14 protein-coding genes are annotated in these 21,782 nt (G+C 70.2%); 9 read left to right on the top strand and 5 right to left on the bottom strand.

Annotation, left to right across the window (positions count from 1 at the left end; translation table 11 throughout):
• Nucleotides 1–175: 175 nt before the first annotated feature.
• On the bottom strand, nt 176–2,089 hold the full coding sequence (locus tag VGW35_10545) for a hypothetical protein (protein HEV8308094.1): 1,914 nt from the start codon (nt 2,087–2,089) through the stop codon (nt 176–178).
• A gap of 341 nt (nt 2,090–2,430) precedes the next feature.
• Between VGW35_10545 and VGW35_10540 the strand changes: the two genes are divergently transcribed.
• The gene (locus VGW35_10540) at nt 2,431–3,249 is read left to right on the top strand and encodes an ABC transporter permease (GenBank protein ID HEV8308093.1); all 819 of its coding nucleotides are present in this window, start codon (nt 2,431–2,433) and stop codon (nt 3,247–3,249) included.
• Nucleotides 3,249–6,731 carry a glycosyltransferase gene (locus VGW35_10535; GenBank protein HEV8308092.1) on the top strand — a complete coding sequence of 1,161 codons (3,483 nt, stop codon included), beginning with the start codon at nt 3,249–3,251 and terminating at the stop codon, nt 6,729–6,731. Before VGW35_10540 ends, VGW35_10535 begins: the two co-directional genes overlap by 1 nt.
• Nucleotides 6,732–6,872: 141 nt before the next feature.
• Here the strand turns inward: VGW35_10535 and VGW35_10530 are convergent, their stop codons facing one another.
• Nucleotides 6,873–7,877 carry a glycosyltransferase family 2 protein gene (locus VGW35_10530; protein HEV8308091.1) on the bottom strand — a complete coding sequence of 335 codons (1,005 nt, stop codon included), beginning with the start codon at nt 7,875–7,877 and terminating at the stop codon, nt 6,873–6,875.
• Between the two features lie 120 nt (nt 7,878–7,997).
• Here VGW35_10530 and VGW35_10525 point away from each other — a divergent pair, with 120 nt between their 5' ends.
• The 4 genes from VGW35_10525 to VGW35_10510 all read left to right on the top strand — a co-directional run bounded on the left by VGW35_10525 (nt 7,998) and on the right by VGW35_10510 (nt 12,642).
• A complete protein-coding gene (locus VGW35_10525) occupies nt 7,998–8,864 on the top strand; it encodes a methyltransferase domain-containing protein (GenBank protein HEV8308090.1) in 867 nt (288 codons plus the stop codon).
• A complete protein-coding gene (locus VGW35_10520) occupies nt 8,861–9,868 on the top strand; it encodes an FkbM family methyltransferase (GenBank protein HEV8308089.1) in 1,008 nt (335 codons plus the stop codon). The genes VGW35_10525 and VGW35_10520 overlap by 4 nt, the downstream gene beginning before the upstream one ends.
• A gap of 109 nt (nt 9,869–9,977) precedes the next feature.
• Complete coding sequence (locus tag VGW35_10515; protein ID HEV8308088.1) at nt 9,978–12,125, top strand: PQQ-dependent sugar dehydrogenase; 2,148 nt, start codon at nt 9,978–9,980, stop codon at nt 12,123–12,125.
• A 142-nt stretch (nt 12,126–12,267) separates the two neighbouring features.
• Entirely contained in the window at nt 12,268–12,642 is a 375-nt protein-coding gene (locus VGW35_10510) for a copper resistance protein CopC (GenBank protein HEV8308087.1), read from the top strand.
• Nucleotides 12,643–12,706: 64 nt separating this feature from the next.
• On the opposite strand, the gene VGW35_10505 is transcribed toward VGW35_10510, so the two are convergent.
• The gene (locus tag VGW35_10505; protein ID HEV8308086.1) at nt 12,707–13,240 is read right to left on the bottom strand and encodes a hypothetical protein; all 534 of its coding nucleotides are present in this window, start codon (nt 13,238–13,240) and stop codon (nt 12,707–12,709) included.
• Nucleotides 13,241–13,324: 84 nt separating this feature from the next.
• Nucleotides 13,325–15,010, bottom strand: a complete 1,686-nt coding sequence (locus VGW35_10500; protein ID HEV8308085.1) for a GDSL-type esterase/lipase family protein — start codon at nt 15,008–15,010, stop codon at nt 13,325–13,327.
• Between the two features lie 291 nt (nt 15,011–15,301).
• On the opposite strand from VGW35_10500, the gene VGW35_10495 reads away from it, so the two are divergent.
• The 3 genes from VGW35_10495 (at nt 15,302) to VGW35_10485 (ending at nt 19,937) form a co-directional block, all read left to right on the top strand.
• Nucleotides 15,302–15,772 (top strand): response regulator, encoded by a 471-nt coding sequence (locus VGW35_10495; protein ID HEV8308084.1) that lies wholly within the window; start codon nt 15,302–15,304, stop codon nt 15,770–15,772.
• 216 nt (nt 15,773–15,988) lie between these two features.
• On the top strand, nt 15,989–17,218 hold the full coding sequence (locus VGW35_10490) for a cellulase family glycosylhydrolase (GenBank protein ID HEV8308083.1): 1,230 nt from the start codon (nt 15,989–15,991) through the stop codon (nt 17,216–17,218).
• 310 nt (nt 17,219–17,528) lie between these two features.
• Nucleotides 17,529–19,937 (top strand): cellulase family glycosylhydrolase, encoded by a 2,409-nt coding sequence (locus VGW35_10485; GenBank protein ID HEV8308082.1) that lies wholly within the window; start codon nt 17,529–17,531, stop codon nt 19,935–19,937.
• A 62-nt stretch (nt 19,938–19,999) separates the two neighbouring features.
• Here the strand turns inward: VGW35_10485 and VGW35_10480 are convergent, their stop codons facing one another.
• A complete protein-coding gene (locus tag VGW35_10480; protein HEV8308081.1) occupies nt 20,000–21,562 on the bottom strand; it encodes a sigma-54 dependent transcriptional regulator in 1,563 nt (520 codons plus the stop codon).
• Between the last annotated feature and the right edge of the window lie 220 nt (nt 21,563–21,782).

Genomic DNA, 21,782 nt, shown 5'->3' with positions numbered 1-21,782 from the left:
AGTGGCCGGTCGGCTAGGAGTTCCCGTCACCAGGGTCTCCAGAGGACTTGCACCTCCTGGTCACTTTCCGGTCGGCTTTCGCCTTCCGGTTCTCGCACCGGTCTCATCCGATGCGACGCGCCATGCCCGGCGCACGGAGGTTTGGGAGGGGGCCGTCGAGGCCCCCTCCCATTTACTAGCAGCGCCGCTGGTGGACCGTCGCGGTGAGCGAGCCGTTCAAGGTATCGGCCGTGAGCACGTAGGACGTCGTGCAGGGCGGCGAGACGTCCTGACTTCCGGTCGGCGCGCTGACCTGACCCACCCCTGAGATGCTGACGGTGGTGGCCCGGGCCACGGTCCAGGCCAGGACGCTCGGGCTCAGGGCCGGCGTCGCCGTGAACGACGCGAAGACGGGCGGGTCGGAGTTGTTCCCGTCCGACCGGGGCAGCGCGTTGAAGGCCCCGATGCTGGTGATCGGCAGCGGCGGGTAGCAGGTCGTCCGGTACAGGTCGGAGGCCACCTGGTTGACGATCGTGTTGCCGAGGTAGGTCAGGAACGGCGCGGTCGCGGGCGCGCAGACGGCCTCGTGGATCTGGAAGTTCGTGTTGTCGGCGAGGATGCTCTGCTGCACCGTGCCCGTCGAGGCCGGACTTCCGCCGTTGACGAACAGGCCGCCGCCGAACGTGGTGGCCGAGTTCCGGTAGATCACCGAGTGGGTGATGTTGACGACCGACTTGTCCACGAAGACGCCACCGCCGAGCGCGCTCGCGCTGTTGTCGGCGATCGCGCTGTCGGTGATCGAGACGTTGGCATTCGCGCTGAAGACGCCGCCCCCGAACGCGCCAACGCCATTGACCCGGTTCCGGAACACCTGGCTCCGCTGGATCGTGCCCGTGCCCCGGGCCACGTGGACGCCACCCCCCAGCCGCGTGGACACGTTGCCGTCCACCAGGGAATCCGACATCACCAGGGTCGCGCAGGTCCCGCCGCTGCCACAGGACGGTTGGCCCGCCGCCGCCACCCCCCCGGCGGTCCGCGCGACGTTGTTGCGGACCACCGAGTCCGTGAGGACGAGGGCGCCGATCACGAGCGCGCCGCCGCCGGCCCCGCCGACCGCCTGGGGGTCGAGCGCCTGGTTCGACTCGATCATCGAGCCGGTGACCTCGTAGCGTCCCCGGAAGCTATTCAGCCCGCCGCCGGTGTTCGCCGCGTTTCCGCGAATCGCGACCCGCGTCAGCCGGGCGATCGCGTTGTCCTCGATATGGATGCCCCCGCCCTCGGCCGGATTGCTGCTCGGGCTGAAGCGGCTCGTGGTGTTGTTCGCCACCACCGAGTCCTGCATCACCAGCGTCGCCGGCCCGTTCGGCGAGCCGAACCGTCCGAGGACGAAGATGCCCCCGGCCGCGAACCGGGACTGATTCCCGGTGATGGAGGAGCCGATGAAGGTCGGGGAGCTGTCGTTGGCGTGGATGCCCCCGCCGCTGCCGACGCTGGACGCCACGCCGGACTGGTTGCCAGCGATCGTGGTCATCAGAAAGGTCGGGCGCGACCCGGCTACCATGAGCACGCCGCCCGCGAAGCGCGAGGCCCGGTTGTTCCGGATGATGCAGCTCTCGAAACGTGCGTTCGAGGCGAACAGGATGCCGCCGCCGCCATCGGGCGCCGCATTCCCTTCGATGAGGCAGTTGGCGAAGGTCGGCGAGGCCCGCACGAGGGTGAAGCCGCCGCCCCGCGGGCCGCTGACGCCCGTGCCCATCAGCGAAAGGGCCTCGAAGCGGACGGCGCCGGTCGCGTTCGTCATCGACAGGATCGACTGCCCCAGGCCGGCCGCGGTGATCCGGGTCAGGGTCGGCCCGGCGCCGCGGACCGTGAACGACTTGGCCGTGTTGTTGGCCGCCAGGGTCTCGCGGTAGGTCCCGGGCTTGACGGTGATCAGGGACCCGTTGGGAAGCGCGCCGCCGACGACCGCGCTGATCGCCGACTGGATCGTCGGGAACTGAGTGCTGGGAACGGTGACCGCCGCGTCCACGGCCGGCGGGCGCAAGAGGAGAAGGAAGAGGAGTGACGCCCCTGCCCACAACGAAGCCCATCGCCCGACCTTCATTGACACCGATGCCTCCCGGAGCGCTGAATCATACCAGATCCCCGGGTGAGGCAAGCATCGTGCCAGACCGGGTGCCGCCCTCTCGTCTCTTTGCGACAGCGCCCGGCGAAAAAGCGAACGCGAGCGAACTCGCGCGGTTCTCGGACCGAACGGCGGCCCCGGGGCTGACTGGCGGGCCGCGAATCCCGCCCCGGGACGGCGGTGAAAACCCATGCGCCCGGGTGACGCTTGAGCACGTCCGGCCGCGATCCGCCCCCCGATCACCACCACCACCACCAAGAGAGCGATTCCTCCGCGGAGCCGGCGCCTGTCGCCCGGAGCGCCTCCCGCGTGGTACCCTACGCTCGGTGGCTTCGACCCTCGGACGTCTTCTGATCTCGCCGTTCCGGGTCCTCGTGGTCCACCGGAACACGATCGAGGCCTTCGTGCGGCGGGACATCCAGGGTCGCTACGTCACCTCCGTGATGGGGCTCTCGTGGGCGGTCATCCAGCCCCTGGCCCTGCTCCTCCTGTACACCTTCGTCTTCTCCTACATCCTGAAGATCCGCCTGGGCGGGAGCGGCTCGACCGCCAGCTTCGCGGCCTACCTGTTCTGCGGGATGCTGCCGTGGATCGCCTTCGCCGAGGGTGTGACGCGCTCGGCGTCGGTCATCCTGGACCACGCCCACCTCATCAAGAAGGTGGTGTTCCCGTCCGAGATCCTGCCGGCCTACGTCGTCGTCTCGGCTCTCGTGATGGAGTCGGTCGGCCTGGCCATTTTCCTGGCCGCCATCGGCCTCTTCGATCGGGGCCTGGGCTGGTCGCTGCTCCTGCTCCCTCCCATCGTCGTCCTGCAGTTCCTGTTCACCATGGGGCTGGGGTGGCTCCTGGCCAGCCTCAACGTGTTCCTCCGCGACGTGGCCCAGCTCCTGGGGCTCGCCATGACCTTGTGGATGTTCCTGACCCCGATCTTCTATCCCCCCGAGATGATGCCGGCGCACCTCCGGTGGCTCCTCGATCTGAACCCGATGTACTACGTCGTGCAGGCCTACCGTGACCTCCTGCTGGACCAGCGGCTCCCGGCCGTGTCCCAGGTGGTCGCCCTGGCCGCCATGGCGATCACCGCGTTCGTCCTGGGTCACTGGTTCTTCCGGCGCTCGCAGCGGGCCTTCGTGGACGTCCTCTGATGGCGGCGAGCGCGCCCGTCCAGCGAGGCCCCGACGTCTCGATCGTCATTCCGGTCTTCCAGAAGCTGGCGTTCACGCGCCAGTGCCTCGACCGTCTCTGGCGTCACACGGGGTCGGCTCACTCCTACGAGGTCATCGTCGTCGACAACGGGTCGAGTGACGGGACCCCCGAGTACTTCGGCGGCGACCATGCCTGGCCGGTCCCGGTCGTCTATCACCGCAATGGGGAGAACCTCGGCTTCGCCAGGGGCAACAACATCGGGGCCCGCCTGGCGCGGGGACGGTACCTCCTCTTTCTCAACAACGACACGCTCGTCCAGCCGCGGTGGCTCGAAGAGATGGTCGGGCTCGCCGAGTCCGACGCCGCCATCGGCATCGTCGGCATCCAGCAGCTCTTCCCCTACACCAACACGATCCACCATACCGGCATCGTCTTCACGGCCGGCGGCGTGCCCCAGCACCTCTACCCGCACGCCGACGCCCGCCTGCCTCACGTCAACAAGCAGCGCGAGTACCAGGCCGTCACCGGCGCCTGCTTGCTGATCGGCCGGCCACTCTTCGAGGCGGTGGGGGGCTTCGACGAGCGGTACGTCAACGGCTACGAGGACGTCGACCTCTGCGCGGCGGTGCGACAGCGGGGGCGGAAGGTCGTCTGCTGCACGGCGGCGCACATCTTTCACTACGGTCAGATCACGGCCGGCCGAACGGCCGACGACGACCAGAACGCCGCCTACTTCGCCTCCAAGTGGGGCACCCGCCTCCGCGCCGACGAGGGGGACTACTTCCAGCGCGACCTCCCCGACATCCAGCAGGCCAGCGCCGCCCAGCGGAGTCGCGCGGCGTCGACCGGCGGCGCGGACGCGCTCTACTTCCTGGACGACCTCTCCCAGGGGGGGGCGCTGGCCTGGGCGGTCGCCGACCTGGCGCTGGCCCTCAAGCATCTGGGGGTGCCGGTCCACCTGACGCGCGGAGCGCTGGCCGACACGCTCGGCCGCGACGTCCGGCGCGAGCTCGAAGGCCTCATGGTCGATCGGCCTCACCCCGACGGGACCCACCTCAAGTGGTCGCACTTCTGGCCACGGCACCTCTCGCGGCCCCTGAGAGGACGGCTCAACCTCGAGTTCTTCGTGATCAACTACCGGTTCGGCCAGCCGGGGTCCCAGCCCTGGGACTACTGGCTCCAGTGTCTGCGCCAGACGCACAGCCACAAGCTGCCGCTGACCCGCTTCTGTCAGGAGGTGCTGGAGCAGGTCGGGGTGCCGGCCGCCGACTGCGACATCCTGCCGCTGGGGTACGCGCGGGAGGTGCACCAGGTGGCCCCGGACACCCGGGGGCGGGAGCGGTTCCGGTTCCTGACCGTGACCAACTCGCACGACCTCGCCCGGTACGGGACGGCGCGTCTGCTGGAGGCCTACTGGGAGGCCTTCGGCCCCCGGGACCCGGTCGTCCTCACGGTGCGGGACTATGGCGTGGGGGCCGCCGATCCGACTCTCGGCGATCTCCTCGGCCGGGGCGGCGATCGGGCCGCCGTCGAGTACCGGCCGGCGTTCACCTCCAAGCGCGCGCTGATCGAGCTCTACCGGAGCTCCGACGCCTTCGTCTCGGCGCATCGGGGGGAGGGGTTCGGGATGAAGATCCTGGACGCCCTGGCCTGCGGGCTGCCGGTCATCACCCCGCTCTTCGGCGGACCACGCGACTTTTGCGCGCCCGCCAGCTGCTTCCCGGTCGCCTTTACCCTCGTCCCGCTCGGCGACTGCCTCGATGCCCGTGAGCTCCGTCTGACCAACGAGCCGCTCTGGGCCGAGCCCGACCGGGCCGACCTCGCGCGGCAGCTTCGCGCGGTGTTCGAGGACCCCGCTGCGGCCCGGGCGGTGGGCGAGCAGGGGCGCCGCGACGTGATCGATCGCTTCAGCTGGGAGGAGAGTGCCCGCCGCCTCGTCCGGATCGTCGATCGCCTCAAGGCCGACCAGCCGGCGCCGGCGCGGGGCCTCGCCGGGGACGTCCCGGCCAGCCACGAGGAGACGTCGCCCTACTGGCTCGGCTGCCGGGTGAGCGTCCTGATCCCGAGCTACAACCGCAAAGAGATCCTCCTCGAGTGCCTGCGGGCGCTCGAGAAGCAGTCCATCCTCCCCCAGGAGTTCGAGGTCGTGGTGGTCGACGACGGCTCCACCGACGGGACGGAGGCCGCCCTGGCTGCCGAGACCTTTCCCTTCCGGCTCACGTACCAGTGCCAGACGAATCAGGGGCAGGGGGCGGCCCGAAACGCCGGCGTGCCGAGCTGCCAGGGAGAGCTCGTGCTGTTCATCGGCGACGACATCATCGCCGACGAACGGCTGCTCGAAGCGCACCTCCTGGCCCATGCCCGGCGCCCCGAGCCCGGCGCAGCCGTGCTGGGACACATCGACTGGGCTCCCTGGCTCACGCCGACCCCGGTCATGGACTACGTGTGCGGCGAGGGCGGCCACCAGTTCGGCTACCGATACCTGGACGACCTGCCCTCGCTCGACTATCGCTTCTTCTACACGAGCAACATCTCGCTCAAGCGGCGCTTCCTCCTCGACGCCCTCCAGGCGGGGATCCGGTTCGATCCCTGTTTTCGCACCTACGGGTACGAGGACACCGAGTTCGCCTACCGGCTCGAAGGACGGGGCCTGACGATCCACTACCAGAAGGACGCCCGGGCCTATCACGATCACTGGATGGATCTGGCCGCCTTCATCCGGCGCGAGTACTCCGTCGGTCAGATGGGGGTCGTCTTCTACCGGAAGCACCCGGAGCTCGATCCCATCCTTCACGTGCGGTGGATCGCGGACTGGACGGACGCGGTCGAGACGCTCTCGACCCAGGCGGATCCGGTGAAGCGGGTGAAGGCCCTGGACGCCCACACCGATGAGCTCCTCCGGGTCCTCGAGGGATCGCTCGAAGAGCTCCTCACGCTGGATTCGGCGCTCGTCGACGGCGGTCTGGCGGCTGGGTTCTCGCGCGACACGCTGCGCCAGACGCTTCACCGTCTGTTCGCGATCCTGTTCGCCGTCGAGCGGGCCCGGGGCAAGATCCAGGAATGGTACCGCGACGTCGAGGACAAGGAGAAGGTCGAGACCGCCAAGGCCCTGCTGAGCTGCCTCATGAAGCTCGCGTTCTTCACGGCCAACGCGCAGGACATCGACAAGCTCCAGGCCGGTCCGCTGGGGCTGATCAGTGACGTCGCGACGACCCTCGCCGCGCGCGCCCAGGAGCTCGACGCCCAGCTCCGCCAGCACCTGCCGGGCGCGGGGCTCGACGCCGAGCTCCGCCGCCAGGCGCCGGGGGCCACCGGGTCCCCCCGCTCGCGGCTGGCCCGGATCGTCCTCCGGGGGCCGCTGGTCGCCCTCCTCCGGGGCGCCGACCGAGCCCTGCAAGGGCGGCTCCGGCGCGCCGGGCGGGACGAGTGGCTCGCCCGCTACCGGCGGCTGCGCGAGCGCGCCCGGCGGCTGGTCCTCTGATATTTATTCGGAGGGGGCCTCGGCGGCCCCCTCCGAGACCTCCCCCAGGAAAAGTTGCGCGGGCGAAGCCCGCGCTCGGAGTGGAACACCGACCCGCGGCGGCTCGGCGAGCCGTGGGCGCGAGATTACTCCGACAGCCACCTAAGCTCGGCGGGTCCGGAGGACGGCGCGCAGCTTCTGCCGATACGGGTAGGGGCGCAGCCAGGCCCGCAGCTCGGCCGCGGCGGCGGTGCGCCGACTCTGGATCTGGCGGCGCGCGGCCAGCGCTCGAGGGATGAGGGGCAAGAGGTCCAGATACCCGAGCAGGGCGCTCGGGTGGCTGAGCGCGAAGTCGGCGAAGCGCAGCACCTCCATCCCGAGAATGGCCGGCAGATCGCGGGCGACGTCCGCGGGCCGGTCGTTCCGGAGCATCATGAGGTACCGGTTCTTCAACGAGTGCCGGAGGACGGCCGGGCTCTTCATCCGGCGCTTCCCCTTGTGCCCCCGCTCGTGGACGGCGACGACCGAGGGGACGTAGTACGCCTTCCAGCCCCGGAGGCGCGCCCGCCAGTCCAGGTCGACGTCCTCCAGGTACGCGAAGAAGGCGGGATCGAAGTAGTGCTCGCCGATCCGCACGTCGTCGAGCATGGCGCGCCGGTACAGCGCGGCGGCGCCACAGACTCCGAAGACCTCCTGCGGGTCGTCGTACTGACCCCGGTCGCGCTGATCCTGTCCGCGGTTCAGCGCCCAGCGGTTCCGGTAGAGCTCGTGTCCCGTGGAATCGAGGATCGGTGGGCCACCGTCGGCGGTCTCCCGAAGGAGCTTGCCGGTCACGCTGCCGATCCGCGGATCGGCGTCGGCGACGCGGGCGAGCGCCTCGGCGTACCGGGGACAGGGGTACGCATCCGGATTGAGCAGGAGCAGGTAGGGGGCCGTGGTCCTCCGCACCAGCTCGTTGGCGGCCGCGGCGAAGCCGAGGTTGCGGCCGGCGGCGACCACCCGGCCGCCGGCGGCCTCCGCCAGGGCGGCGGATCCGTCGACCGAGCCGTTGTCCCACACGACGATCTCGACGGGGTGGACGGATTGGGCGTGGACGGACTCGAGGCAGCGGCCGATGCAGGAAGCGCTGTTGTAGGTGACGATCCCGACGGACACCGTCCCGGCCACGCCGCTGCGAGTGTAGCAAAACCCGCCGTGCCTCGCCGGACTTTTCCTTGCGTCTCGCGGGGATTCGGACTACTTTGGTTCTCGTTGATCGCGTGTGTCCCGCGACCCAGGAGGGTGCCGATGTCATTGCCGGATGCGACGTTGCACGAGCGGATCGCCAAGGACCCCTGGACCGCCTACAACATCCGCCTGAGCGACGCCGTCACCACCATGCCGGGCAAGCCCGACTTCCTGTCGGGAGACTTCCGGCTGTACGCCGTGCTGCGCACGCTGTCGCTCTTGTACCACGGCGACCTCACGGGCTTGCGCGTGGCCGACCTGGCATGCCTGGAAGGAGGCTTTTCGCTGGCGCTGGCTCAGCGGGGGGCGAACGTCCTCGGCATCGAGGCGCGGAAGCGCAACCTCGAGAAGGCCCAGCTCCTGCGCGAGCACTTCGAGCTGCCCAACCTGGAGTTCAGCCGCGGCGATGTCAAGGAGTTCAGCCGGGACGCCTTCGGGACCTTCGACGTCGTGCTGGCCCTGGGGATCCTGTACCACCTGGACGAGCCGGTGTCCTGGCTCCGGCAGATCGCCGAGGCCACCCGCGGGGTGCTGATCGTCGACACCCACTTCGCCCCCCTTCGCGACACCGACCTGGCCCAGCTCGATCCGACGGTGGGCCGGCTCGGCGGCCTCGAGCGGAAGGAGCTGGCCGGCTGGACGTATGAAGGCCGCTGGTTCCGCGAGGTGCCCCGACGCGGGCACGTCGACCCCGAGACGGACCTGTGGGCCGCCTATTCCAACGACCGGTCGTTCTGGCTCACCAAGGGGGCGCTCCAGCTCGCCCTGCGCGGCGCCGGCTTCGAATCGGTCTTCGAGCAGCACGACTGGATCGCCGACCACTACGACGGGTACACCGCCAAGCTGGTGCGCACGATGTTCGTCGGGGCCAAGCCGGCGGCCTTCACCGGTGGGTCCCGCTCCGGGCGCCCCCCGGGTGACCGATGATCCAGCTCGAAGCGGTCTCGCCCCGGACCCGCGAGGTCCCGCTCGGGGACTACTGCGAGTTCGCCCTCACGGGGCATCCCGGTCCCATCGAAGCCGAGTTCTTCGTGAAGCACGAGGGCATCCACTACCTCCACAGCCTGAGCCCGCGGGTCTCGGACGGCATCCGCTTCCATCCGGAAGCCCCGGGACGCTACGTCCTGTATGCCCGCTGGCGGACGCCCGATGGCGGCGCCGGCTGGGCGGAAGCGTCGTTCGAGGTGGTCGCCGGGAGGCGCTTCAACCTCTTCCCCCAGATCGTCCAGGTCGATGCCGACACGAAGCTCTGGTTCACGAGCCAGTGGGAAGCCCTCCAGGTGCCGGGCTACGACAAGACCCTGATGCGGATGGCGTCGCACCTGGTGAAGCGCAATGCCGTCGTGTACGACATCGGGTCGAACGTCGGTCTGTACGCGGTCCGGTTCGCGCGCCTGGCCGGCCGGCGGGGGCACGTCTACTGCGTGGAGGCCAATCCCGTCTGCGTCTACCTGCTGCGGGCCAACATGGAGCTCAACCAGGTCGAGAACTACGAGATCCTGCCGGTCGCCGTCGCCAAGGGCCCCGGCAGCACCCGCTTCACCATCAACTACGCGAATCTCGGGCTGGGGCTCATCGAGGACTCGCCGTATTTCGGCCAGAAATCGGGGCACGGCATCGACGTCGATACGACGAGCCTGGACGATCTGATCGAGACCCAGGCCCTCCGGCCCCCGGATGTCATCAAGCTCGACATCGAAGGCGGTGAGGTCAGCGCCGTGAAGGGCATGCTGAACACGCTCCTGCGCCACCGGCCCATCCTGATCCTCGAGCTCCACGGACAAGTCGCCGCCCGGGGGACGCTGGAAGGGCTGGAATCGGCGGGGTACCGCTATCAGGAGCTGGCCAGCGGCCAGGCCTTCGCCGATGCCCGGGCGGCGATCGACTGGTTCCCGGATGCCGTCCTGCAGGTCGTCGGCCGACCGATCTGAGGGAAGCCTCGGAGGGGGTGTCGCTCGGAGGGGCTTCTGCCTTGACGGGTCTCGCCATCACGCGTACCATTCGGGCCGGGATGCGGAAGATGGTGGCGGGACGGCGCTGATGGGCCCGCGTGCCCGCCTCTGGCGTCTCGGCCTCCTCGTCGGCGCTCTCCTGCTCGGCGCGACCCCCGGGAACGCCGCGGCCGCTCCTCCCGGGATCACGCTCAAAGCGGTCGCCTCCGGCCTCCCGCTTCCCGCCTCCATCACCCACGCCGGCGACGGCTCCGGCCGGCTGTTCATCTCCGGGCTCCGGGGGCAGATCCTCGTCTTCGACGGCACCCGGGTGCTGCCGACGCCCTTCCTCGACATCAGCGGCCAGGTCGGCTTCATCGACGGGACCCGCGGCTTCTTCAGCGTCGCCTTTCATCCGCGCTACGCGAGCACCGGCTTCTTCTACGTCCACTACGTCAACACCGCCGGGCACATCATCATCGCCCGCTACCGCGTCTCGGCCGGGGACCCCAACGTGGCGGATCCCGCCTCGGCGCTGACGCTCATCGACCTTCCGAATCCCACGACCATCCACCAGGGTGGCCAGGTCCAGTTCGGCCGGGACGGCTTCCTCTACATCTCGATCGGGGACGGCGGGCTGCCGGGCGACCGAACGAACAACGCCCAGAACCTGGGAGTCATCCACGGCAAGATCCTGCGCATCGACGTGGACCACGGCTCCCCCTACGCCATCCCGCCCAGCAACCCCTTCGTGGGGACGCGGGGGGCGCGGGGGGAGATCTGGGCCTGGGGGCTCCGCAATCCGTGGCGATTCACCTTCGACCGCCAGACCGGCGACATGTTCATCGGCGACGTCGGTGAAGTCCGCCGGGAAGAGGTGGATTTCCAGCCGGCCTCGAGCCGCGGCGGGGAGAACTACGGCTGGCGGCCGATGGAAGGGACGCTGTGCTTCCAGCCCCCCACCAACTGCAACAACGGCACCTTCAAGCTGCCCATTCTCGAGTACGCCCACGTCCCCCTCAAGGGCGCCGAGCTTCCCGCGCCGCACCACCTCGGCCACTGCGAGGTCGGCGGGCGCTCGATCAATGGGGGGTATCGGTACCGCGGCCGACTGTTCCCGGCCCTGACCGGGATCTACTTCTTCTCCGATCTCTGCACGGGCCAGATCTGGGGCGCCACCCCCGATGCCCAGGGCCGCTGGACGGCCACCGAGCTCCTCCGGGTGGACTTCCACAGCACCTCCTTCGGCGAGGACGAAGGCGGCGAGCTCTACATCAACAACCACCTCGACGGCATCGTCTATCGGATCGAGACGCCCTTCGCCGGAGGGGTGTTCCTGGCCGCGGCCGACCTCGACGGGGCGGGCGGCACCGAGATCGTCACCGGCCCCGGCTTCGGACGCGGTCCGCTGGTGCGCACGTTCGGCACCGACAACTCGGACTTCGGCCTGAGCTTCCTCGCCTATAACGCCCGCTTTACCGGCGGGGTCCGGGTCGCCGCCTGCGACTTCGACGGGGACGGCGCAGCCGAAATCGTGACCGGCGCCGGCCCCGGGGGCGGCCCCCACGTCCAGGTGTTCAAGCGCACCCCCGACGGCCTCGCCGTCCTGGCCAGCTTCTTCCCCTATACGACGACCTTCAGAGGCGGCGTCTACGTGGCCTGCGGCGACGTCGACGGGGACGGCGTGCCCGATCTGATCACGGGGGCCGACGCGGGCGGCTGGCCCCACGTCCGGGTCTTCCATCTCGCCCCCGGAAGCCCCGGCGGCGTCGTTCCCGTCCGAGAATTCCTCGCCTTCGCCCAGGCCTTCACCGGCGGCGTCCGCGTCGCGGCCGGGAACGTGGACGGCAGCGACCGCGCCTCGATCATCGTCGGCGCCGGCCCCGGGGGGAGCCCACAGGTTCGCGTCTTCAAGCTCGCCGGCGGTGGGCTCGTGAACACCGCCAACTTCTTCGCCTACGATAGCCGCTTCGCCGGCGGCGTCTTCGTCGCGGCCGGCGACGTGACCGGCGATGGCGTTGCCGAGATCGTGACGGGCGCCGGAAGCGGCGGCGGTCCCAACGTCCGCGTCTTCAGCGGCCGGGGTGTCGCCAACGGGGTGACGTTCTTCGCCTACCCGGCGAACTTCACCGGCGGCGTCCGCGTGACCGTCGGGGGCGGCAGGATCTTCACCGGCGCCGGCGCCGGGGGCCTCCCGCAGGTCCGGGGCTTCACCGGCGCCGGCGCCGCCCTGGGCACGAGCTTCCTCGCCTACTAGATCATGGGAGGGGGCCTCGACGGCCCCTCCCAGACCGAAGGGTCGCGCGGGCAAGCCCGCGCGCTCGGAGTGGAACACCGACCCGCGGCAGCTGGGCGAGGCGTCGGCGCGCCGAAGAGTCGGTGAGGAGGGCGAGACCCGAGTGAGGATTCGCGCGCTGGGCACCACCGGCGTCCTCATCTGGCTCCTGGTTTCGCCCACCGCGGCATGGAGCCATGCGCAGCTGCTCAAGTCGGCACCCGCGCGCCGCGCCGTCCTCAGCCGGCCTCCGGCCCGGGTTCAGCTCTGGTTCAACGAGCGCCTCGAGCCCGGGTTCTCCCGGGTGTCGGTCTGGGACCCCCAGGGCAAGCAGGTCGACCTCAAGGACGTGCGGCTCGGCCCCGATGACCAGACGAAGCTGTCGGTCTCGTTGCCCCCGCTCGAGCCCGGAACCTACCGCGTGAAGTTCCGCGTCCTGTCCGTCGACGGCCACGTCGTCGAGAGCGAGTTCCCGTTCACGATCCGGCCGGCTCGCTGAGGGCGCCGGTGCCCGCCCGGGGCACGCGGGTCCTCGACGACCCGACGCCGCCCCGCGGTCCGGTCTACTCTGACGGGGGGATGTACTGCGGCTCGGTGTCCGGAGGGATGTAGACCGGCTCCGACGCGGGCGGGATGTAGACCGGCGGCGTCGCGGGCGGGATGTAGACGGGTACCTCCGTCTCCGGGATGTACCGGGGGATCTCGACATCGGGATCGGCCGCGGCCGGTGAGGTGACCGCCGAGGCGGCGCCCCGCGCGCCTCGGCCGACGACGATCAGGCGCCCCGCGTCGCCGTTCGGCTCGTAGACGAGGGCAAACCCCCCGAGGTCCAGGGCGTCGAGCACGCGGCGCAAAAAGGGCTCGAGGGGAAGCTGCTCCGCGCTGAACGTCAGGGTTTTGCCGCGGATCGCGGGTGGGAGCACGAGCTCCACTCCGGTGGCCCGCCGGATGGCGTCGAGCGCCTCGGGGGCCGGCACGGCCTCGAACGACGCCGAGACCAGACCGCCCTCGACCCGGACACGAGCGGCGCCGGCCATGCCCCGGCTCGAGACCGCCAGCGCCATCACGATCAGGAGAGTGCCGATGGTCCATCGCATGCGGTCTATGGTACCTCCCGCGAGCGGCGCTGCGGGTGAGAATCCGCCCGCGGCCGAGCGCGGGCGCGGCCGGCGCCACCTCTTTCAGTAGGCGATGAAGCTCGTCCCGGTCGGCGCGCCGGTCATGGTGAAGCCGCGCACCTGAGCCCAGCCGCCGGGGCCGGCGCCCGTGAGGATCTGCTGCCCGGCGATTCCCACGAACACGCCGCCCGGGAACGTCTGGGGATACGCCAGGAAGCTGGCCCGCTCCGTGACCCGCCCGCTCGACGCCCGGCCGAAGACGCGCACGCGGGGCAGGCCCCCGCGGCCGGCACCGGTCACGAGCTCGGCCCGGCCGTCGCCGTCGAGGTCCCCGGCGGCCACGAACACGCCGCCCGTGAACTGGGGGACGTAGGCCAGGAAGCTCAGGCCGTAGTCCACGACACCCCCCACCGCACCGGGCGCGTACCGGAACACCCGGACCTGCGGAAGCCCGCCCGGTCCCGCGCCCACGATGATCTCGGCGCGGCGGTCTCCGTCCAGATCGGCGACCGCCACCGTGGCCCCGCCCTGGAACGAGAGCGGAAACGGGGCGAAGTTCACGGGCAGCGCCACCACCCCGCCGGGCGCCCTCGGGACGTAGCGAAACGCCCGCACCTGCGGGGCGGCACCCCGGCCGGCCGCCACCACGATCTCGGGAATCCCGTCGCGGTCGAGGTCTCCGCAGGCGACGGCGACGCCGCCCGTGAACGTGAGCGGAAAGGGGAAGAAGCTGGCCAGCACGCTGATCGGCCGGCCGTCGGCCCCCAGCTTGAAGACGAGGACCTGTGGACCGCCACCCGGGGCCGCGCCCATCACGATCTCGTCGCGCCCATCACGGTCGAAATCGCAGGCGGCCACCCGCACGCCGCCGAGGAACGCGGCGGGATACGGCATGAAGGTCGGGCCGAAGGGCCGGTTGTCGGTGCGGAACGTCCGCACGCGCGCCGAGCCCCCGGCGCCCGAGCCCGCGATCACCTGGAAGGACGTCGGATCTCCGCTGAGACGGCCGCCCGCCACGGAGACGCCCCCCAGCAGGGCGCGTGAGGCGACGATCGCGTCGCTCACCGCCTGCGCCCACGCCGCGCCCAGCACCTCGTAGCCACGCTGGTTGGGGTGAAGGAGGTCCTGGGGGCCGAAGAGGCTCTGGTCGTTCATCGCGGCGAAGGTGTTGACGAAGCGCACCCCTTCTTCCTGAGCCATCTCCGGCAAGCGCGCGTTGACCGCCTCGGTGATCGATTGCGCGTCGGGATCGGTGAAATTCGGCACGATCGCCGCCAGGATCGGGATCGAAGAGTTGGCCTTGACGAGACGGACCATCTCCCGGAGATGACCCACGATCTCGCCGGGATCCCGTCCGACGTTGGCGTCGTTGGTCCCTTCCATGATGAGGACGAAGAGGGGGCGGTTCTGGATGAGGAGGTCCCGGAGCCGTCCGACCCCGTCACCCGTGGTCTCGCCGCCCCGGCCGTGGTTGAGCATCCGGAGTCCGGGATGCCGGGGCGTCAGCAGGCTCAGAAGCACCGTCGGGTAGGGCCGGTCGGCGACGTGGCAGTGGCCGGTGTCGCAGGCGCCGTCGCCGAGGACTCCGACCGTGATGCTGTCGCCGATCGCCAGCACCACCTGGGGGTCGTTGCTGCCGATGTCTGCCGGCAGCCAGAACCCGGCGGCCTCCGGTGCCGGCGCCCACGCCACCAGGAGCGCGGCGGCGGCCACGGCCGCGCCGCGCTGGACCAGGGACCGTCCTACCATGTCGCGGGCCGACGCATGCGGACCCTCAACCTACCGTACCCGGCGCTGGATGTCCAGCAGCGGGCCCCGCCGGGCACCACGCGCTCCAGTGGTCGGCGCCGGATGACTCCGACTGACACCTAGGGGGAGTCCCGTAAGAGCTACCGGACCCCATGCCTCCGCTCCCGACCATAGATTGGGGTGCCGGACTCCCATTCGGGCCCCGCGGGCTCGGGGCGGGCAGCCGGCGGCAGGGGCGCGAACGCCTTGCCTGGCGGGCGCTTTCCCCTCCCCGGGCGGCTCGAGGCGGGCGTGGCACGCTTCCTGCCTTGTGCACGCGTCGTGGCGCACCCCGATTCGCGTCGCCCGGCCATCCTCATCGCGGAGAGCCAGCCCGAGCTCCGGAACGTGCTGAGCTGCGTCCTCCGGGACGCCGCCTACGACACGGCGCTGGCCGCCGACGGGATCGAAGCGGTGAGCGCCGTCATGCGGATGTCGCCGGACCTGCTCGTGCTCGACCTCCACCTGGCCCGGCTCGACGGGCTCGTCGCCCTCGAGGTGGTCCGGGCCCTCGCCCAGGATCTGCCGGTGGTCCTCATCTCGTGCCTCGCGGCCTCGAGCCTCGGCACCGCCGCGGAGCGCCTGGGCGCCTTCGCCGTTCTTCGTAAGCCGTTCCGGAACGCGGAGCTCCTCGACGCCGTCGCGCGCGGTCTCGCGCAGCGACCCGGCGCCAAGGAAGACGCCGCGGCCGGGGCGCGCGAACCCCTGCACCTCGCACCCTAGTCTCGGGTGCTCTCCTCCCACGGATCCCTCGGGCACGCCGCACGGCAATCCGCCCGGATCTGCCGTCGAACCCCTCGTCTTCACGGTCGGTCTTTCGTGTCCGCCCGAGTCCGATTCGGGCGTGGCACGCTTCCTGCCTAGTCCCCCGCGATCCTCGGGGTCGCTCCCCCGGGGAAGGTTCTCTAAGTAACATCACGTAAGCAATGAGGGGGACATATGGGAAGGCAGGTTTTCGGACGAACCGTGCGGCGCCTCGCGCTCCTGGCCGGCGCCTTCAGCGTGGCGGTGACCCTCGGCCTGGCCGCGAGCTCGGCGGAGGCGGCCAACTCCGGTATCGTCACGGCCCAGAGCGGTCGCTTCGTTCTGCGTGGCGCGCCCTTCCACTTCGTCGGCACCAATGCCTACTTCATGCTCGACGCCGCCGCCGATGGATCGACGGCCCATACCGTCCAGACCATGGCCATGGCCAAGCGGCTCGGCTTCACGGTGCTCCGCACCTGGGCCTTCCTCGACGGCACCGGGGCCGGGGTGGCGCTCCAGCCGGCCGCCGGCGTGTACAACGAAGCGGCCTTCCGCAAGCTGGACTACATCCTCGATCAGGCTGACCGCTCCGGCGTCCGCCTCCTCCTCTCCCTCGTCAACTACTGGGGAGACTACGGCGGCATGCCCCAATACGTCCGCTGGTGTGCCCCCGGGGCCTCCGTCGACGCCTTCTACAGCAACGCCAGGTGCCGGCAGCTCTACAAGAGCTACGTCAAGCATCTGCTGACCCGCGTCAACACCGTGAACCACCGGGTGTACCGGGATGACCCCACGGTCTTCGCCTGGGAGCTGGCCAACGAGCCTCGCTCGGGAGACCGGAGCGGCCGGACCATCCGGCGCTGGGTGGCGGAGATGGCGGCCTACGTGCGCGCGCTCGACCGCCGGCACATGATCACCACCGGCGAGGAGGGCTTCGACATCACGGCGGCCGGGTACAGCTCGATGGCCGCGTACAACAACCAGGGCTGGCTCTTCAACGGCTCGTCGGGGGTCGCCTTCACGGCGAACACCGCCGACCCGAACATCAGCTTCGGCTCCATCCATCTCTACCCCGAATACTGGAGCCTCGGGGTCACCGGCGGTAGCACCTGGATCACCGACCACATCCGGGTCGCCCGCCGGCTCGGCAAGCCTCTGGTCGTCGGGGAGTTCGGCTTCAGCAATAACCCGGCGCCCGTCTTCGACACGTGGATCAAGGCCTTCGAGCGGAACAATGGCGCCGGCGCCCTGGTCTGGCAGATCATCTGCCAGGCCTGCCAGAACTACGGCGGATTCTCGACCATCTATCCGCCCACCACCGCCGTCTCGTACGTCCTCGGGAGCGCGGCCGCCCGGGCGAATCGCAAGTCACTCAGCCCGCTGCCTACCACCGAGGCTACCCAGGACGCTCCGACGGACGACTGAGCAGGCGCGCGCATCGACGGTCTTGATCAACGGTCGGGCCGGCACGTCGCCGGCCCGACCCGTTTTCCCAATCGAGAGGCCCCTGCACCGCGCGCCATAGACTGGGGTCGCCCGGCCCGGACGCGCCGCTTCCCTTCGCGGCGGCTGTCCTCGACCGCGATCTCCAACTCGCTGTTTTCACGGCGCCCGCGTCTTCGCCCACACCGAGCGGACCCATGGCACGCTTCCTGCCTTCTCCCTGCCGACCTCGGTCGGAATCACGCCGAGTGATTCCTAGAGAATGCCCCCTAAGGAATGCGAGGAGGCAGAAGTGCTTAAGGGACATCACGGGTCGACGCGGGACGGGCGCGGCGCCGGCCCCGCCGACATCCGCTTTCGCACCGGGTGGACGCGCCGCCTGACGTCTTTCGGGCTCGCCTTCGCCGTCCTGCTGAGCGTGGGCCTTCTGGCCCGGCCCCTCCAAGCCGCCAACAACGGGTTCGTCACCACTCAGGGGGCTCGCTTCTCGCTCAACGGGGCCCCCTTCTACTTTGCCGGCACCAATGCCTACTTCATGATGTCGGCCGGTACGTACGGCTCGAAGGCCCACACCGACGACATGATGGCGCTGGCCACCCAACTGGGCTTCACCGTCCTCCGCACCTGGGGCTTCAAGGATGGAGACTTCGGGAGCGAGCCGGCGCTCCAGCCCTCTCCCGGGGTGTACAACGAGGTGGCGTTCCAGGCGATGGACTACGTCCTGTACAAGGCCGATCAGGCCGGCGTGCGGCTCGTCATCGCCCTGGTCAACTACTGGGGGGACTACGGAGGCATGCCGCAGTACCTGAAGTGGTGTGCCTCGGGGGCCGGGATCGACGCGTTCTACACGAACGACGCGTGCAAGCAGATCTACCGGAACTACGTTCGGTACTTCCTCAACCGGCCGAATTCCTACGGCCCGGTGACGGAGCCGCCGAGCGCGGACAACCCGCAGGGCCGCCGCCGCTACAAGGACGACCCGACCGTGTTCGCGTGGGAGCTCGCCAACGAGCCCCGGTGCCGCGGGTGCAATCCGACCATCGTGAGCAACTGGATCGGCGAGATGGCCGCCTACCTCAAGTCGATCGACCGCAACCATCTGGTCGGGACAGGCGAAGAGGGTTTCGACGCCACCACCGCCGGCTACACCGTGTCAGCCTACAATAACCAGGGGTGGCTGTTCGCCGGCTCGGAGGGCGCCGCCTTCACCACCAACACCGCCAATCCCAACATCGACTTCGGTTCGATTCACCTGTACCCCGGGTACTGGGGCTTCTCCGATTCGGGTGGCACCGCCTGGATCACCGACCACATCGCCATCGCGCGCACCTTGAACAAGCCGCTCTTCTTCGGGGAGTTCCAGTACGACACGAATTCCGCCCAGGTCTACGACACCTGGCTCCGCGCCGTGGACGGAAACGACGGCGGCGGATCGCTCGTCTGGCAGCTCATCTGCCAGGCCTGTGCGAGCTATGGCGGATACGTGTATCCGCCCGCCACCGACGTGTCCAACGTCCTCGGCCAGGCGGCCGCCCGGGCCAACGCCAAGACCGGCGGAGGCGGCGGGCTCGCCTTCACCCTGGGGAGCACGACGGCGACGCCGACCAGCGCGGAGCCCGGAACGACGGTGCAGTTCGCCACGACGATCACGGCCGCTCAGCCGGCCTCCGGCGTCGTCGTCGACCTCGAGGTCTTCGACGCGGCGGGCACGCGCGTGTTCCAGCAGTCGGCGTCGAACCAGAGCTTCGCGGGCGGAGAGACCCGGTCCTACAGCTTCTCCTGGACGATCCCGGCGACGGCGGCCACGGGTCCCCACGAGGTCGCCGTCGGCGTGTTCGACGGCACCTGGTCGACCCGCTATGCCTGGCGCCGGCCCGCCGCGACGTTCACGGTAGGGGCGCCGCCGGCGTCGAACTTCACGATCGGCGCGACGTCCGCCACGCCGAACCCCGTCGGGCGCGGCCAGACCCTCACCGTGAGCACGGGCGTCACGGCGGGCTCCGCCGCCTCGAACATCCTGATCGACCTCGAGATCTACGACGCCGCTGGCGCGAAGATCGGCCAGCAGGTCTATGGCAACCAGAGCTTCTCGGCGGGGCAGAGCCAGCCCTATGGCTGGGCCTGGCCGGTCCCGGCCACCCTGGCCGACGGGACCTACACGGTGAAGATCGGCGTCTTCAGCGGGGACTGGAGCACCCTCTACATCTGGAATAACCAGGCGGCGACCTTCGGTGTCGGCAGTGCCCCGCCGCCGCCGCCGCCTCCGCCTCCGCCTCCGCCGCCTCCCCCGCCCCCGCCGGGTGAGCTGACCTTCTCGGTGGGCGCCACGAGCGCCACCCCGAATCCGGTGAGCCGCGGCCGGCAACTCACCGTCGCGACCCGGGTCACGGCCTCGGGCGCGGCGTCCGGGATCATCGTGGACGTGGAGATCCACAACCCGGCCGGCGCCAAGGTCGCCCAGCAGACCTACGGCGGCCAGAGCTTCACGGCAGGCCAGATCCGGTCATACAGCTGGAAGTGGAAGGTCCCCTCGACCCTCCCGCCGGGCACCTATACCGTCAAGGTCGGCGTCTTCAATGCGGACTGGAGCATCCTCTACCGCTGGGTGAACGCGGCCGCGACCTTCGGCATCCTGGGCGAGGTCGAAGCCAGCCCCTCCCGGCCGGCGCCTGGCCCTCGGCCCCGGGCCGCGGCGCACTGATCTGAAAAACGGCGGAGCCGGACGGGATCCGTCCGGCTCCGCGGCGCGGCCCGAGGCCCGGATCAGGCGGCGGGCATCCGCTGAGGCCGCGGCAGCACGTCGTCGTCCGCGGCTCCATCCTCACCCCAGTCGTGCCGGGGGACCCGACCGCGCGTCGCGCGCGGCCACCGCCGGGCTCCCGCCGGGTTCCCCCCGCCCTCGACGCTCCGCGCGCTGCCCAGCCAGGGCTCGGCCGGAGCATCATCCCCGTTGCTCCCCCGGGCCTCCCCATTGGCAAGGCCGTAACGGTGGAGCTTGTTGTAGAGCGTGCGCAGGCTGATCCCGAGCACCTCGGCCGCTCGCGTCTTGGTGGGAAAGCGCGCGAGCGCCTCCTGGATGAACCGGCGCTCCATCTCGTCGAGGCTGCAGAGGTACAGTCCCCCACGCCCCGTCGGCCGCCGCGGCTCCCTGAGGTTGAGCGGCAGGTGCTCCGGGAGAATCGTCCCGCCGGGCGTGAGGATCACCGAGTGCTCGATCGCGTTTCGCAGCTCGCGCACGTTGCCCGGCCACGGGTAGCGCATCAGCATTTCCATCGCGCCGGGCGAAACCTCCTCCACCTGCTTCACGTTCTTGGCGGTGAGCTCGGCCAGGAACTCGCGCACGAGCAGCGGAATGTCCTCGACGCGATCGCGCAGGGGCGGCAGGGTGATCACCACCGGGCTGAGGCGGAAGTAGAGGTCGCTGCGGATCGCCCCCTCCTCGATCATCCGGTCCACGTTCTGGTTCGTGGCCGAGATCACCCGCACGTCCACGGTGATCTCCTGGGTTCCCCCCAGGCGTCGGTAGGGGTGGCCTTCCAGAACCCGCAGGAGCTTGGCCTGGGTGGCCAGCGACGTGTCCGCCACCTCGTCGAGGAAGAGGGTGCCCTTGTGGGCGAGCTCGAAGCAGCCCTCTTTCCGGATGATGGCGCCGGTGAAGGCCCCCCGCTCGTGCCCGAAGAGCTCGTTCTCGAGCAGGTCGGGGGGGAGGGCCGCGCAGTTGACCGTGACGTAGCGCTGGGCGGCCCGCGCCGACAGCTCGTGGATCGCCCTGGCCACCAGCTCCTTGCCCGTGCCGCTCTCGCCCAGGATCAGGACGTTGGCGTTCGAATCCGCCACCGCCTCCACGAAGCTGAAGACCTCCTTCATGGCCTTGCTCACCCCGACCATGCGCTTCAGCCGGATGGCGGTGGCCTCCGACGGGGCCCGGAACGCCTGGAGGGCCTCGCGGGTCCGCTGGGCCTCCAGAGCCCTGGGGATCATCAGGAGGAGGCGCTGGGGATCCACGGGCTTGGTCAGGTAGTCGTAGGCGCCCCGCTTCATCGCCTCGACCGCCGTCTCGACCGAGCCGTGGCCGGTCAGGACCACCACGGTCGTGGGAATCCGGCGGGCCTCGATCGCCTCGACCAGCTCGAGCCCCCCGAGCCGGGGCATCTTGAGGTCGGCGATGACCAGCGGGATGGGCGTCGCCTGGAGATGGCTCAGAGCCTCCAGGCCGTCCGTCGTCGGGATGGCCACGTACCCCTCGCTCTCGAGGAACTCCCCGAGTGATTCGCGAGAGGTGGAGTCGTCGTCCGCGATCAGGATCTTGCGCCGCTGGTCCCGCATTCCAATCTCCTCGCGCGTGTCCGCGCCTGGAGGCCAGGGATGCCCGCCGTGTCCCGAGAGACCACCTGAGGCACCCGCGCTTCTCTTCGCACCACCGAGGGCCCACAGGTCCATCGTGGGCGTGCAATCCTTTCTATCCATCGGGATCGCATTTGAAACATTGCAACAACTCTCGGTAGCAAAGCCGATGCCGCCCATCGGACCGCGCAAGAGTGTCAGG

It is taken from the genome of Candidatus Methylomirabilota bacterium (genome assembly GCA_036005065.1).
In the GTDB taxonomy this organism is placed as follows: Bacteria; Methylomirabilota; Methylomirabilia; order Rokubacteriales; family DASRDR01; genus DASYQW01.
This window is presented reverse-complemented; position numbering and strand designations above follow the sequence as displayed.